Source organism: Streptomyces sp. AC550_RSS872 (genome assembly GCF_019049285.1).
Classification (GTDB): domain Bacteria; phylum Actinomycetota; class Actinomycetes; order Streptomycetales; family Streptomycetaceae; genus Streptomyces.
In genome coordinates this window covers 328,188-341,746 of the sequence record NZ_JAGMUL010000026.1, presented here as the reverse complement: position 1 = coordinate 341,746, position 13,559 = coordinate 328,188, and the positions used below count along the sequence as shown (strand labels likewise).

At 71.2% G+C, this 13,559-nt stretch carries 14 protein-coding genes and 1 tRNA gene; 9 read left to right on the top strand and 6 right to left on the bottom strand.

The window, feature by feature from the left end; translation table 11 throughout:
• Both KUM44_RS13250 and KUM44_RS13245 read left to right on the top strand, forming a co-directional pair.
• Nucleotides 1-1,494: a CoA-acylating methylmalonate-semialdehyde dehydrogenase gene (locus tag KUM44_RS13250; RefSeq protein WP_217208023.1), complete on the top strand. Its 1,494-nt coding sequence runs from the start codon at nt 1-3 to the stop codon at nt 1,492-1,494.
• Between the two features lie 30 nt (nt 1,495-1,524).
• On the top strand, nt 1,525-2,310 hold the full coding sequence (locus tag KUM44_RS13245) for a GntR family transcriptional regulator (protein ID WP_217208022.1): 786 nt from the start codon (nt 1,525-1,527) through the stop codon (nt 2,308-2,310).
• On the opposite strand, the gene KUM44_RS13240 is transcribed toward KUM44_RS13245, so the two are convergent.
• From KUM44_RS13240 to KUM44_RS13230, 3 genes are all read right to left on the bottom strand, one after another.
• Complete coding sequence (locus KUM44_RS13240) at nt 2,300-3,103, bottom strand: DUF427 domain-containing protein (protein WP_217208021.1); 804 nt, start codon at nt 3,101-3,103, stop codon at nt 2,300-2,302. The genes KUM44_RS13245 and KUM44_RS13240 overlap by 11 nt on opposite strands.
• A gap of 62 nt (nt 3,104-3,165) precedes the next feature.
• Complete coding sequence (locus tag KUM44_RS13235; RefSeq protein WP_217208020.1) at nt 3,166-4,149, bottom strand: aldo/keto reductase; 984 nt, start codon at nt 4,147-4,149, stop codon at nt 3,166-3,168.
• 94 nt (nt 4,150-4,243) lie between these two features.
• The gene (locus KUM44_RS13230) at nt 4,244-4,912 is read right to left on the bottom strand and encodes an NUDIX domain-containing protein (protein WP_217208019.1); all 669 of its coding nucleotides are present in this window, start codon (nt 4,910-4,912) and stop codon (nt 4,244-4,246) included.
• Between the two features lie 278 nt (nt 4,913-5,190).
• On the opposite strand from KUM44_RS13230, the gene KUM44_RS13225 reads away from it, so the two are divergent.
• Together KUM44_RS13225 and KUM44_RS13220 are read left to right on the top strand one after the other, a co-directional pair.
• On the top strand, nt 5,191-6,606 hold the full coding sequence (locus tag KUM44_RS13225) for a DEAD/DEAH box helicase (RefSeq protein ID WP_217208018.1): 1,416 nt from the start codon (nt 5,191-5,193) through the stop codon (nt 6,604-6,606).
• 144 nt (nt 6,607-6,750) lie between these two features.
• Nucleotides 6,751-6,993, top strand: a complete 243-nt coding sequence (locus tag KUM44_RS13220; protein WP_217208017.1) for a DUF5302 domain-containing protein — start codon at nt 6,751-6,753, stop codon at nt 6,991-6,993.
• Nucleotides 6,994-7,334: 341 nt separating this feature from the next.
• Here KUM44_RS13220 and KUM44_RS13215 read toward each other — a convergent pair.
• Nucleotides 7,335-7,411, bottom strand: a tRNA-Pro gene (locus tag KUM44_RS13215).
• Nucleotides 7,412-7,522: 111 nt separating this feature from the next.
• Between KUM44_RS13215 and KUM44_RS13210 the strand changes: the two genes are divergently transcribed.
• From KUM44_RS13210 to KUM44_RS13190, 5 genes are all read left to right on the top strand, one after another.
• Nucleotides 7,523-8,044, top strand: coding sequence for a DUF309 domain-containing protein (locus KUM44_RS13210; protein WP_217208016.1), 522 nt, complete (start codon nt 7,523-7,525; stop codon nt 8,042-8,044).
• 36 nt (nt 8,045-8,080) lie between these two features.
• Nucleotides 8,081-8,854 carry a precorrin-6A synthase (deacetylating) gene (gene cobF / locus KUM44_RS13205; RefSeq protein WP_217208015.1) on the top strand — a complete coding sequence of 258 codons (774 nt, stop codon included), beginning with the start codon at nt 8,081-8,083 and terminating at the stop codon, nt 8,852-8,854.
• Nucleotides 8,855-8,876: 22 nt separating this feature from the next.
• Nucleotides 8,877-9,017, top strand: coding sequence for a hypothetical protein (locus tag KUM44_RS13200; RefSeq protein ID WP_217208014.1), 141 nt, complete (start codon nt 8,877-8,879; stop codon nt 9,015-9,017).
• Between the two features lie 118 nt (nt 9,018-9,135).
• Nucleotides 9,136-10,602 (top strand): hypothetical protein, encoded by a 1,467-nt coding sequence (locus KUM44_RS13195; RefSeq protein ID WP_254389419.1) that lies wholly within the window; start codon nt 9,136-9,138, stop codon nt 10,600-10,602.
• 35 nt (nt 10,603-10,637) lie between these two features.
• Complete coding sequence (locus tag KUM44_RS13190) at nt 10,638-11,477, top strand: HAD-IIA family hydrolase (RefSeq protein WP_217208013.1); 840 nt, start codon at nt 10,638-10,640, stop codon at nt 11,475-11,477.
• Here KUM44_RS13190 and KUM44_RS13185 read toward each other — a convergent pair.
• Both KUM44_RS13185 and KUM44_RS13180 read right to left on the bottom strand, forming a co-directional pair.
• Nucleotides 11,463-12,236, bottom strand: a complete 774-nt coding sequence (locus KUM44_RS13185) for a sulfite exporter TauE/SafE family protein (protein WP_217208012.1) — start codon at nt 12,234-12,236, stop codon at nt 11,463-11,465. The two genes, KUM44_RS13190 and KUM44_RS13185, sit on opposite strands and share 15 nt — an antisense overlap.
• Before the next feature lie 79 nt (nt 12,237-12,315).
• Nucleotides 12,316-13,503 (bottom strand): thiolase family protein, encoded by a 1,188-nt coding sequence (locus KUM44_RS13180; RefSeq protein ID WP_217208011.1) that lies wholly within the window; start codon nt 13,501-13,503, stop codon nt 12,316-12,318.
• Nucleotides 13,504-13,559 lie beyond the last annotated feature (56 nt).

Here is a 13,559-nt window from a genome sequence, read left to right as displayed (position 1 = left end):
ATGAAGACCATCACCCACTGGATCGACGGCAAGCCCGTGGAGGCCGGCTCCGGCCGCTTCGCCCCCGTCTACAACCCGGCCACCGGCGCCCAGGAGAAGCAGGTCGCGTTCGCGACCGTCGACGAGGTGGACGCCGCCGTCGCCTCCGCCAAGGCCGCGTTCGAGAGCTGGGGTGAGTCCTCCCTGGCCAAGCGCACCGCGATCCTGTTCAAGTACCGCGAGCTGCTGGACGCGCACCGCGACGAGATCGCCGAGCTGATCACCGCCGAGCACGGCAAGGTGCACTCCGACGCCCTCGGCGAGGTCGCGCGCGGCATGGAGATCGTGGAGCTGGCCTGCGGGATCTCCGTGCAGCTGAAGGGCGAGCTGTCGACGCAGGTGTCGAGCCGGGTGGACGTGGCCTCGATCCGCCAGCCGCTCGGTGTCGTCGCGGGCATCACGCCGTTCAACTTCCCGGCCATGGTGCCGATGTGGATGTTCCCGCTGGCCATCGCGTGCGGCAACACCTTCGTGCTGAAGCCGAGCGAGAAGGACCCGTCGGCGTCGTTCCGGCTGGCCGAGCTGGCCTCCGAGGCCGGACTGCCGGACGGTGTGCTGAACATCGTGCAGGGCGACAAGGTGGCCGTGGACCGGCTCCTGGAGCACCCGGACATCGAGGCGGTCTCCTTCGTCGGCTCCACGCCGATCGCGAAGTACATCCAGCTCAAGGCGGTCGAGCACGGCAAGCGCGTGCAGGCCCTCGGCGGCGCCAAGAACCACATGCTGGTCCTGCCCGACGCCGACCTGGACTTCGCCGCCGACCAGGCGATCAACGCCGCGTACGGTTCGGCCGGTGAGCGCTGCATGGCCGTGTCGGTCGTCGTCGCGGTCGGTGACACGGGCGACGAGCTGGTCGGCAAGATCGCCGAGCGCGCGAAGAACCTGCGCATCGGCCCCGGCAACGACCCGGCCTCCGAGATGGGCCCGCTGATCACGCGCGAGCACCGCGACAAGGTGGCCTCGTATGTGGCGGGCGCCGCCGAGCAGGGTGCCGAGGTCGTCGTGGACGGCACCGGCTACTCCGTCGAGGGCCACGAGGACGGCTTCTTCCTCGGCGTCTCGCTGCTGGACCGGGTGCCGCTGACGGCGGACGCGTACCGGGACGAGATCTTCGGCCCGGTGCTGGCCGTGGTCCGCGCGGAGACGTACGACGAGGCCATCAAGCTCATCAACGACTCCCGTTGGGGCAACGGCACCGCGATCTTCACCCGCGACGGCGGCGCCGCCCGGCGCTTCCAGCTGGAGGTCAAGGCGGGCATGGTCGGCGTGAACGTGCCGATCCCGGTGCCGGTCGGTTACCACTCCTTCGGTGGCTGGAAGGACTCGCTCTTCGGCGATCTGCACATCTACGGCAACGACGGCATCGCCTTCTACACCCAGGGCAAGGTGATCACCACCCGCTGGCCGGACCCGTCCGACGGTGGCATCAACCTCGGTTTCCCCAGCAACTCCTGACACCTGACACCTGACAGGGAGGTTCGTCCCATGGCGAAGACCCGCGGCTCCACCCGTGCCGGATCCGCCTCCGCGCTGGACTCGCTGGACTTCGCCCTGGACCGGGGCAGTCCCGTGCCGCTGTACTACCAGCTCGCCCAGCAACTGGAGTCGGCGATCGAGCACGGGGTCCTCGCTCCAGGGAACCTCCTGGGCAACGAGGTCGACCTGTCGGTGCGGCTGGGCCTGTCCCGGCCCACCGTCCGGCAGGCCATACAGTCCCTCGTGGACAAGGGGCTGCTGGTCCGGCGGCGCGGGGTGGGCACCCAGGTGGTGCACAGCCAGGTGAAGCGTCCGCTGGAGCTCAGCAGCCTCTACGACGACCTGGAGGCGGCCGGGCAGGGCCCGACCACGCAGGTCGTGCGCAACGAACGCGTCCCGGCGACCGCCGACGTCGCGGCCGCTCTCGGCATCGCGGAGGACAGCGAGGTCACGCTGCTGGAGCGGTTGCGCTGCACCCACGGCCAGCCGGTCGCCATCCTCTGCAACTACCTGCCCGCGAGCCTGCTCGACCTCGACACGGCCCGGCTGGAGTCGACCGGCCTGTACCGGATGATGCGCGCGGTCGGCATCACCCTGCACAGCGCCCGCCAGACCGTCGGCGCCCGCTGTGCCACCGCCGAGGAGGCCGGGCGCCTCGACGAGAAGGAGGGCGCGGCGCTGCTGACCATGCAGCGCACGGCGTACGACGACACGGGCCGGCCCGTCGAGTACGGGACGCACATCTACCGCGCGTCCCGGTACGCGTTCGACTTCCAGCTGCTGGTCAGGCCTTGAGGCTCGCCGTGAACGGCGTGACCGGCCGCTCCAGGCGCTCCCCGTCCAGGGTGATCTCCACGGCCTCGTTGTAGAAGGCCACGAGCCCCTTGACGGGAGCCACCGCGGCCAGCGGCTCGGCGTAGCTCCAGACGATGTTCCGCGGGACCTCGCCCTCGCCGCGCCAGTTCCAGTACTGCGCCGTGCCCTTGTACGGGCAGCCGGTGTGGTGGTCGGTGGGCTCGAACAGGTCGAGGCGGACGTCCTCGCGTGGCATGTAGTACCGCGTCGGCAGCCCCGTCTCGAACAGCAGCACCGGGCGGAGGGTGTCCGCGACGACGGTGCCCTCGATCTCGACCTGGACATGACGGCTGCTGGGCATGGCGTCCACCCGTTTGTGCGGGTCGCGCGGGTGGACGAAGATCTCTTCCTCCTCCTCGTACCAGTGGTCGAGGCCACTCCCCCAGCGCCGGAACCACTCGAAGGAGATGTGGCCCGCGAGGTCGGCGGCGGGGAAGGTCCACGCCGCGTGCTCCACCAGTTCCCCGTCGACTTCCAGGTCGTAGAAGACCTGCGACCCCGTGTGCTTGCCCGTCGGTGGATCCTTGGCGGGGCGGAGGAGGTCGGTGCGGACCTCGTCACGCGGGAACGTGTAGCACGGCACGGGCAGATCGGGTTCCCAGACCAGGACGGGGTGCCGGCTGTCGACGACGGTGACGTCACCCTTGCGGCCCCGCACCCAGCGCTCGCTGGGCTCCCACAGGAGGCCTTCGGGGGTCGTACGGACGTTGCGCTCGTTGGGGAACAGAGGCATGGCCCACTCTCCTTCGGCTCCTCTTCGGAGCGTACTCCGGGAGGCTGCGGCGGGCAGGGTGGTCAGTGGGCCGCGTCGAGCCGGGCGCGCTGCTCGGCGGTGAGCTCCAGGTCCACGGCGGCCAGGCTCTCCTCCAACTGGGCCACGGTCGACGCGCCGACCAGCGGAACGACCGGCAGCTCGGCACCGATCTGCCAGGCCAGGACGACCTGGTTGACGGTGGCGCCGCTCTCCCTGGCGACCTCGTGCAGGACTTTCAGGCGGGCCGGGGTGCCCGGGTGGTCGAAGTCCGCCGGCAGCCTGTCCGGGTGGGTGTACGCGCCCTTCAGCAGCGGCGAGTAGGCGACCAGGGTGAGGCCGGGCTCGGCGCGCAGATAGCTGAGCAGGTCGGGGCCGGCGTGGCCGAGGCTGCCGTCGGGGAACAGGCCCTCGGGGACGTCGAGGCGGGGCCGCAGATGGCTGTGGGCGTACTGGAGCACCTCGTAGCCGGGCAGCCCGGCAGCGGCGGCGAGGGCGCGGGCCCGCTCCACCCGCCACATCGCGTGGTTGCTGACGCCGAGGAGGCCGACCGTGCCCTCGTCGACCAGTTCGGCGAAGCCCTCGACGGTCTCCCGGAGGGGTACCCGCTGGTCCTCGATGTGGGCGTAGAGCAGGTCCAGCTTCGCCACGCCGAGCCGGTCTCGGCTGCGCTCGGCGGACTCGCGGATCACCTTCGCGGACAGGCCCTCCGAGTTGTCGACGTGGCTGGTGCCGGGGGCCAGCGGGCGGGCGCCGAGCTTGGTGGCGATGACGATCTCGTCGCCGATGCCGCGGCTGCGGCGCCAGCGGCCGAGCAGTTCCTCGCTCTGTCCGCCCTGGCTGCCGTCGACCCAGAAAGCGTAGTTGTCGGACGTGTCGATGAAGGTTCCGCCGGCCTCGACATAGCGGTCGAGTACGGCGAAGGAGGTCTCCTCGTCGGTCCGTGAGCCGAACAGCATCGCGCCGAGGGCCAGGACGCTGACCTCGCGGCGGGTGGCCGGGGTGGTGCCGATGGTGCGGTACTTCATGGTGAATGCCTCCCGTTCATGCGCCCGCCTTCGGGGCACGAACGGGAGTCTTCATCTTCAAGCGCACTTCAAGTCAAGGGAGTTCGCCGCGCAATCACGCATGCGGCGCGAACGGGCCGTCCAGTGCCGCCCATTGCAGCAGCATGATCGTCTTGGCGTCGGCGATCTCCCCGGTGCGGATCATCTCCAGGGCCCGGCGGAAGGGCAGTTCGACGATCTCGATGTCCTCGCCCTCCTCGTCCAGGCCGCCGCCCTCGTGGGTGCGGGTCGAGGGGCCGTAGGCGGCGGCATAGAAGCTGACCCGTTCGGTGACCGAGCCCGGGCTCATATAGACGTCGAAGACGTGCCGGACCTCGCCGATGGTGTGCCCGGTCTCCTCCACCACCTCGCGCCGCACCGCGATCTCCGGGTGCTCGTCATCGTCGTCGAGGAGCCCGCCCGGCGTCTCGACGAGCATGCCGTCGGGGTGGCCGTTGACGTACACCGGAAAGCGGAACTGACGGGTCAGCAGGACGGTTTCGCGTTCGGCGTCGTACAGCAGCATGGTGGCCCCGTTGCCGCGGTCGTGTGTCTCGCGCTGCTGGGTGCTCCAGGTGCCGTCGGCGTGCTGGAAGTCGAAGGTGGTCGCGCGCTCGACGTACCAGTGGCTGGACAGGAGTTGCACGTCCCGCACCTTGACTCGCGGGTTGCCGGTCAGGTCCCGTCCTGCCTGGTCGAGTCCGGTGCGGCCGCGGCGGTCGGGGGTGTCGATGCCGGCGGTCATCGGTCACCGGCCGGATGGATGAGCGAGTTGGTCATGGCCCGCTTCTACCATCCTTCAGTCCCCGATGTCGGCCTTGTCAACCACCGGCTCCGCCCTTGCAAACGGTCTTCAGCAGATACGGCTCGCCCTCGGTGCGGCCAGTGGCGCCGCTTTGTGTTAGGCTCACGATTTTGCGTGCTCGTTCCGGTTGGCGATGCTGCCTGTTCGGTTCCCCCCATTCGTCGGCTACTCATTCCTACCGGGCCTTCCTCGGTACGTTCCCCTGCGGAAGGCTCTTGATGACTCACCCCGGTCGCTCCGGCACCTCGCGCGGCGATCTCGCCCCGCCCGTGGCCAATGGCCCGACGACGCCCACGGTCGCTTCCTTCGCCGGCCTGGAACTGCCGGCCGAGGTGCTGCGAACGCTCAGCGAACTGGGTGTGCGCGAGCCCTTCCCGATCCAGGCGGCCACGCTTCCCGACGCCCTCGCGGGACGCGATGTCCTGGGGCGCGGACGCACCGGATCGGGCAAGACGCTCGCCTTCGGCTTGCCGCTGCTCACGCGGACGGCCGGGCGGCGCGCGGAACCGAAGCAGCCCCTCGCTCTGATCCTGGTGCCCACCCGAGAGCTGGCCCAACAGGTCGCAGAGGCGCTTGCGCCCTACGCCGAGGCACTGCGGCTGCGGATGTCCACGGTCGTCGGCGGCATGCCGATCGGCCGGCAGGTCGCCGCGCTGCGCGACGGGGCCGAGGTGGTCGTCGCCACCCCCGGCCGTCTGCACGACCTCATCGAGCGCAAGGCCTGCCGCTTGGGACGGGTAGGGATCACCGTCCTCGACGAGGCCGACCAGATGTGCGACTTGGGCTTCCTCCCGGCCGTGACCGAGGTGCTCGAACAGGTGCACCCCGACGGTCAGCGGATGCTGTTCTCGGCCACCCTGGACCGCGACGTCGACCAGCTGGTCCGCGACCACCTCCGCGACCCTGTCGTCCACTCGGTCGACCCGTCTGCGGGCGCGGTCACCACGATGGACCACCATGTCCTGGTCGTGCACGGCCCCGACCGGTACGCCGTCGCCACCGAGATCGCCGCCCGCGACGGCCGCGTGCTGCTGTTCCTGGACACCAAGCACGCCGTCGACCAGCTCACCCGGCATCTGCGGGCCAGCGGAGTGCACGCCGCGGCCCTGCACAGCGGCAAGTCCCAGCCGCAACGCACAAGGACACTGGCGCAGTTCAAGAACGGCCGGATCACCGTCCTGGTGGCGACCAATGTCGCGGCGCGTGGTCTGCACGTCGACGATCTCGATCTCGTGGTCAACGTCGACCCGCCCACCGACCCCAAGGACTATGTGCACCGCGCGGGCCGCACCGCCCGGGCCGGTGAGTCCGGCAGCGTCGTCACGTTGGTGCTGGCGGGCCAGCGCCGCGAGATGAGCCGGCTGATGGCCGGGGCCGGCATCGAGCCGACCGTCACCAAGGTGCGCTCGGGCGAGGCGGAGCTGAGCCGGATCACCGGAGCCAAGTCCCCCTCCGGCACCCCGCTCGACGGCGGGCCCGCCGCACCCCGGCCCAAGAACACCAACGCTCCCTTCCGCGGCCTCGGCACCAGCAAGGACACCTCCCGCGGCACCGGCGGCAAGTCCCGAAAGGCCGGCGAGGCCCGCAAACTCGCCGAGGCCCGCAAGGCAGCCATGGTGCGTCGCGGTGGCTGAGAACCGCTGCCCTGACAGCCCTCTTGGTGCGCCCGGCCACGAGGGGACACCCGCGGGAGCCGACGCGGGATGATGTTGTCGGCGCCCCGCATGCGCCCGGCATGACAAGCTGTGCTTTCCACTGCCCGAACCCAGGAGGTCACCATGACCGCAGAGTCTGCACCCATAGAAGGTTCGGAGCCGGCTGATCCCGAGACGTCCGGTCTGGCGCCCGACAGCGACGGCAACTACGACCTGAAACGCAAGTTCCGGGAGGCCCTGGCACGCAAGCGCGGTGTGCAGGCGGACGCCGCTGACCCTGCTGCGAACGTCGAGGCGTCGAAGGTACGCAGGGCGCACGGCCCGGCTGCGAGCCAGCGGTCGTTCCGGCGCAAGAGCGGCGGCTGAGTCGATCAGTTCCGCGCTCTGGCCGGCCGTTCCCTGAACCCCGGTGTGTCGGCCATGGCGCGAAGCACCGTCTGACCGCGACCGTGCGAGCACCGGCCGCACGGTCGCGGACAGCGACTCCCATCCCGCCCTGCCGAGCCGACCGATGAGGGTGTACGGCCCGGTCCCGGGCGGATCCCCCACACGCAGGGGCTGCATCGTTCACGCCCCGGCGTCCTTCCGCGCTACCGCGAACCGGCCCCGACTCCGGCCTGCGACCACAGTGCGACCACCAGCCCTCCAGGAACGCGGAAAGCCGCCCTCCCATAAGCGGGAGAACGGCCTCCGACCTGCATCAAAGCTGGTCGGGACGACAGGATTTGAACCTGCGACCCCTTGACCCCCAGTCAAGTGCGCTACCAAGCTGCGCCACGTCCCGATGCGACTCGCGCGGTGAACCGCGTGATCGCGCGAACAGCACTTTACCTCACGGCGGCGACAGCGCCGAAGGGGGCGTCCGGCGAGGGACGGGGCGATGGACAATAGGTGTATGGGCAGCACATCGTCAGGACGGCAGACCGACGCACGCGACCGCGACAGCGAGGGGCGGGCGCGCAACGCACGGCCCCGGGACGGCCTCGGGCGCCCGCTGCCGTACGGCGCGGACGGCGTCGACCGCCAGCCCGAGGGCGTCCTGCGCACCCCGGAGCAGAGTGTCGCCGAGGCGCAGGAGCTGCTGGACGCGGGGAAGCCGTTCCATGCGCACGAGGTCTTCGAGGACGCCTGGAAGTCGGGGCCGGAGCAGGAGCGGGCCCTGTGGCGCGGGCTGGCCCAGCTCGCGGTGGGGCTCACGCACTCGGCCCGGGGCAATGCGACGGGCGGGGCGAGGCTGCTGCGGCGAGGGGCCGGGGCCGTGGAGGAGTGGGCTGCCGGGGCCGGACGGTCACGGCCGTACGGGATGGATGTCGCGGGGCTGGTCGTGTGGGCGCGGGAGCTGGCCGGGGTCGTGGAGGCGAGCGGCGAGGCCGTGGACGCGCGGAAGCGGGCGCCGAGGCTGCGCGGGCGGGCGTAGAAGGTCGTTGTCAGTGGTGTGGGGCAGACTCGGGGTGTGCGAAAGATTCATGTCATCGGGATCGGGGCGGGCGACCCCGAGCAGCTGACGCTCCAGGCCGTCGGGGCGCTGCGGAGTACGGATGTGTTCTTCTTCCTCGACAAGGGTGAGGTGAAGTCGGACCTCACCGGGCTGCGCCGGGACATGCTGGAAGCGCATCTGCCGGAGGGCACGTATCGGGTCGTCGAGGCGCGGGATCCCGAGCGGGACCGGTCCGCCGGGGGCGCCGCGTACGCCGGTGCCGTGGAGGACTGGCGCGGGGCCCGTGCCGGGATCTACGAGCGGCTGATCGCCGAGGAGCTGGGCGAGGACGAGACCGGCGCGTTCCTGGTGTGGGGTGATCCGGCGCTGTACGACAGCACGCTCGGGATCCTTGAGGAGGTCCTGGACCGGGGGACGGTGGCGTTCGAGTACGACGTCGTGCCCGGCATCAGCAGCGTCTCGGCCCTGGCCGCCCGGCATCGGACGGGGCTCAACCGGGTGGCCCGGCCCGTGCAGATCACCACCGGGCGGCGACTGGCCGAGGGGTTCCCGGAGGACGTGGACGACGTGGTCGTGATGCTCGACGCCCAGCAGGCCTTCCTGCGGTACGCCGACCAGGACGTCGACATCTACTGGGGCGCCTGCATCGGCACCGCGGACGAGATCCTCGTCTCGGGCCCGATCGCCGAGGCCGCGCCCCGCATCGAGCGGCTGCGGGCCGAGGCCCGGGAGCGCAAGGGCTGGATCATGGACACGTATCTGCTGCGGCGGAATCCGAAGGACCGGTAAGGCGCACGGCACCCCGGGTCGCATGCGACCGTACGACGCCCGGCCGGACCGTACCCGCATGCGCGCCGCCGTCCACACCATCGCCAAGCGCTTCCTGGTCGAGGAACTCCGCAACGGGCTGCCGGGCGGAGCGAAGGTACCGGCGCTGAGCGAGCAGCGCTGAAGTACAGCCCGCGAACACTATGAACACAACGATCAGACCGTGGTCCCTCATCCCGTCGCTCCCTAGCATCGCCGCGCACGGCTCGACGACGCGCCGACAAGGAACGAGGAGCAGCGTCTTGGACTGGACGAGGACCCCCACACTGATCCGCAGGTCCGTCCCCTCGGCGGCACGGCGGCGTACGACGCTCACCGCTGTGCTGGCCGGAGCCCTCGCCGTGGGCTTCCTCGTCGGCGCGTCGAACGCACGCGGGGAGACGGCCGGACCGGCGCGCTCCGACTGCCCCACCGGCCTTGTGGGCAGGGCGACTTGCTACACCGGCCGCGACGCCGAGGGCGCCTACTACGCGATAGCGGTGCCCGCCGACTGGAACGGCTCCCTCGTCGTGCACGCCCACGGCGGCCCCGACCTCGGCTCCGAATCCGACCCGGCCCGCAGCCTCGACGATCTGGGCCGCTGGTCGGTGATGGTGAAGGAGGGCTACGCCTGGGCGGGTTCGTCGTACCGCCGCGGCGGCTACGGGACGCGGATGGCTGCGGCCGACACGGAGAGCGTGCGCCGGCTGTTCGTCGCGGAGTTCGGCATGCCGCGGCGGACGTATGTGCACGGCCAGTCGTGGGGCGGGAACGTCGCCGCGAAGGTCGTGGAGACCTACGGCGGGCGGCGCGGCGCCTACGACGGGGCGCTGCTCACCAACGGGGTCCTCGGCGGCGGCTCGCGGGGCTACGACTACCGCGTGGACCTGCGCGTCGTCTACCAGTACTACTGCGGCAACCACCCCCGCCCGACCGAGCCGCGGTATCCGCTCTGGCAGGGCCTGCGGGCCAGCTCGACGATGACGTCGGCCGGGCTGCGCGCCCGGCTCCAGGAGTGCACGGGTCACGCGTCGGCGCCGCGGGAGCGGACCGCGCTCCAGCAGCGCAACCTCGACGACATCCTGGCGGTCACGCAGATCCCGGAGCGCACGCTGGAGTCGCATCTGCGGTTCGCGACCTTCACCTTCCGGGACATCGTGCACGACCGGCTCGGTGGCCGGAATCCGTTCGGCAACCGGGGCGTCCGCTACTCCGGGTCCCATGACGACGAGGCGCTCAACGCCGGCGTCGAGCGTTTCGCCCCCGACCCCACGGCCGTACGCGATCTGTCCTACGACAGCGATCTCACCGGCAAGGTCTCGGTCCCCGTGCTGACCCTGCACGCAATCGACGATCCGACGGCGTTCGTGGAGCACGAGGCGGCCTACCGCGACACGCTGCACGGGGCCCGGCGGGACGGGCACCTGGTGCAGACGTTCACGCGGGAGCGCGAGCACAGCGAGCTGAGCGACGCCGAGTACGCCGCCTCCCTCGCGGCCCTGGACACATGGGTGCGCAAGGGCAGCAAGCCCACGGCCGGGTCGGTCGCGGCCTCGTGCGAGGCGTTCGACCGCACGTACGGCACCGGCTGCTTCCATGACCCGGAGTTCCGTCCGGCGCCGTACGCCTCGCGCGTCGAGCCGCGTCCGGGCGGGCTGCGGTGGCCCGCGATGACGGCGGCTCAGGAGCGGGCGTGGAGCAGGATCGACGGTGTCGGGATCGCGCCCTGAGGGATGCGGGGCCGATCGATCGCTAGGGTCCTGACATGGCATCGGTACGGGCTGTTCTGATCGACATCGACGGGGTCCTCACCGTCTCGTGGCAGCCGCTGCCGGGCGCGGTCGAGGCGTTGCGGGAGATCCGTGCGGCCGGGCTCGGGGTCGCGCTGGTCACGAACACGACCTCGCGGACCCGGGCGTCGATCGCTCGGACGCTGACGGACGCGGGGTTCCCGGTGTCCGCCGAGGACATCCTGACCGCGCCGGCCGTCACCGCCGCGTATCTCGCGGAGCACTGTCCGGGGGCTCGGTGCGTCCTGCTGAACAGCGGGGACATCGCGGAGGATCTGGGCGGGGTCACTGTGGTCGGCAAGGATGCGGCAGGGGGCGGCGGCGAAGGCGAAGGCTCCGCGCCGGACGTCGTGGTCGTGGGCGGCGCCGGCCCCGAGTTCGGCTACGCGGCGCTCAACCGGGCCTTCGGGCACCTCCAGCGCGGGGCGCGGCTGGTGGCCATGCACCGGAATCTGTACTGGCGTACCGAGGACGGGTTGCAGTTGGACACCGGCGCGTTCCTGGTCGGTCTGGAGCGGGCCGCGCGGGTCGAGGCGGAGATCACGGGGAAGCCGTCGGCCGCGTTCTTCGAGGCGGCGCTGGCCCATGTGGGGGTCGGTGCGGGCGAGGCGGTGATGGTCGGGGACGACGTCGAGTCCGATGTGCTGGCAGCGCAGCGGGCCGGGGTGCGGGGCGTGCTGGTCAGGACCGGGAAGTACCTGCCGGAGACGCTTCGGGACGCGAGCGGTACACCCGACCATGTGATCGACTCCTTCGCCGATCTGCCCGCTCTGCTGACGGAGCTGCGGGAGTCGAGGGAGTCAGCGCAGGAGTAGCTGGAGGCCGCCTACGACTGTCGCCGCGATGACCAGTTGCTCGAACAACCGCTGGTTGATTCGCTTCACAGCCCATGTGCCGAGCAACGCACCGGGCACGACGAACAGCACGAGCGCGGCGTCGAGCAACAGCGAGGAGCCGTCGATCAGGCCGAGCCCGGCGCTGAAGGGCACCTTGGAGACGTTGACGATCAGGAAGAAGAAGGCCGAGGTCCCCAGGAAGCCGAGCTTCCGGAAACCGGCCGACAGCAGGTACATCGACATCACCGGGCCGCCCGCGTTGGCGACCATCGTGGTGAAGCCGCCGAGGACCCCGTACGAGCGGGCCTTGACCCGCCCGGCCCCGCTGGTCACCGAGTCCGGCTCCGCCTCCTGCTCGGCGGTACGGCGGCGCCACACGGTCACGCCCGCCATCAGCAGCAGGGTCGCGCCGATCGACGTACGGACGATCCCGTCGTCCGCCCACATCAGGAACAGCGTGCCGAAGACCACGCCGGCCGCGACCGCGGGGAACAGCCGCCACAGCGTGGGCCAGTGCGCGTGCCGGCGGTAGGTGAGGACGGCGAGCACGTCCCCGGCGATCAGGATCGGCAGCAGCACGCCGGTGGAGGCGCGGGCGGGCAGCACGGCGGCGAAGATCGCGAGGCTGACCGTGTTGGCCCCGCTCACGGCCGTCTTCGAGAAGCCGACGAGCAGGGCCGCGAAGGCGAGCGCCGCGAACTCCCCACCGGTGATGTGCCAGAGATTCATCGTGTCCATGCGGAGACCGATGCTATGCGCACCTAACCGATGCCCGTAAGGAGCGTCTCGTCAGTTGGGAGTGTGCTTCGCGAGGCCGCTAGTGCCTCTCCACCAGCAGCGCGCTCCCCTGTCCCACTCCCACACACATCGTCGCCAGCCCCCGCTCCGCGCCCGTCCGCCGCATCCGGTGCAGCAGCGTGGTGAGGATCCGCGCGCCCGAGCAGCCCAGCGGATGCCCCAGTGCGATGGCGCCTCCGCTGGGGTTCACCAGCTCGGGATCGATGCCGAGTCGGTCCACGCACGCGAGGGCCTGGGCCGCGAACGCCTCGTTGAACTCGGCCTCCTGGATGTCACCGATGGTCCAGTCGGCGCGGGCGAGGGCCTTGCGGGTGGCGGGGACGGGGCCGATGCCCATCACGTCGGGGTGGACGCCGGCCGAGGCGCCGGCGACATAGCGGCCGAGGGACTCCAGGCCGAGTTCGTTGAGCGCCTCTTCGCTGACCAGGAGCAGTCCGGCCGCGCCGTCGTTCATCGGCGAGGCGTTGCCCGCGGTGACCGTGCCGCCCTCCCGGAAGACCGGCTTCAGCCGGGAGAGCTTCTCGTACGACGTGTCCTCGCGGATGCACTCGTCGCTGTCGACCAGCACCCCGTCGGGGCGCCGCACGGGGAGCAGTTCGTCGTCGAAGTGGCCGTCCTTGCGGGCGAGGGCGGCCCGTTGGTGGCTGCGCAGTGCGAAGTGGTCCTGCCGCTCGCGCGGGACGCCGTAGCGCTCGGCGACCTCCTCGGCCGTCTCGCCCATGGACAGCAGGCCGTGCAGTTCCTTCATCGCCGGGTTGACCAGGCGCCAGCCGAGCCGGGTGTCGGCGGTCTCGATGCGGTGGGGCAGCGCCTCGTCGGGGCGGGGCAGGACGAAGGGGGCGCGGCTCATCGACTCGGATCCGCCGGCGAGCACGATGTCGGCCTCGCCGGCCGCGATGGTGCGAGCGGCCATGGTGACCGCTTCGAGGCCGGAGGCGCACAGCCGGTTGACGGTCGCGCCCGGTACGGACTCCGGGAGGCCGGCGAGCAGCGCGGCCATACGGGCGACATTGCGGTTGTCCTCGCCGGCCTGGTTGGCGGCGCCCCAGTAGACGTCGTCGACCCGGGCCGGATCCAGCGCGGGCACGTCCGCGACGAGGCCCCGGATCACGGTCGCGGCGAGGTCGTCGGGGCGGACCGGCGACAAAGCTCCGCGCAGTTTGCCGATGGGGGTGCGGCGGGCGGCCGCGAAGTGGACGGGACGCACGACAGGACTCCTGACCGGGCTGTACGGATCGGCACCGTGTCGATACCGCATTAATT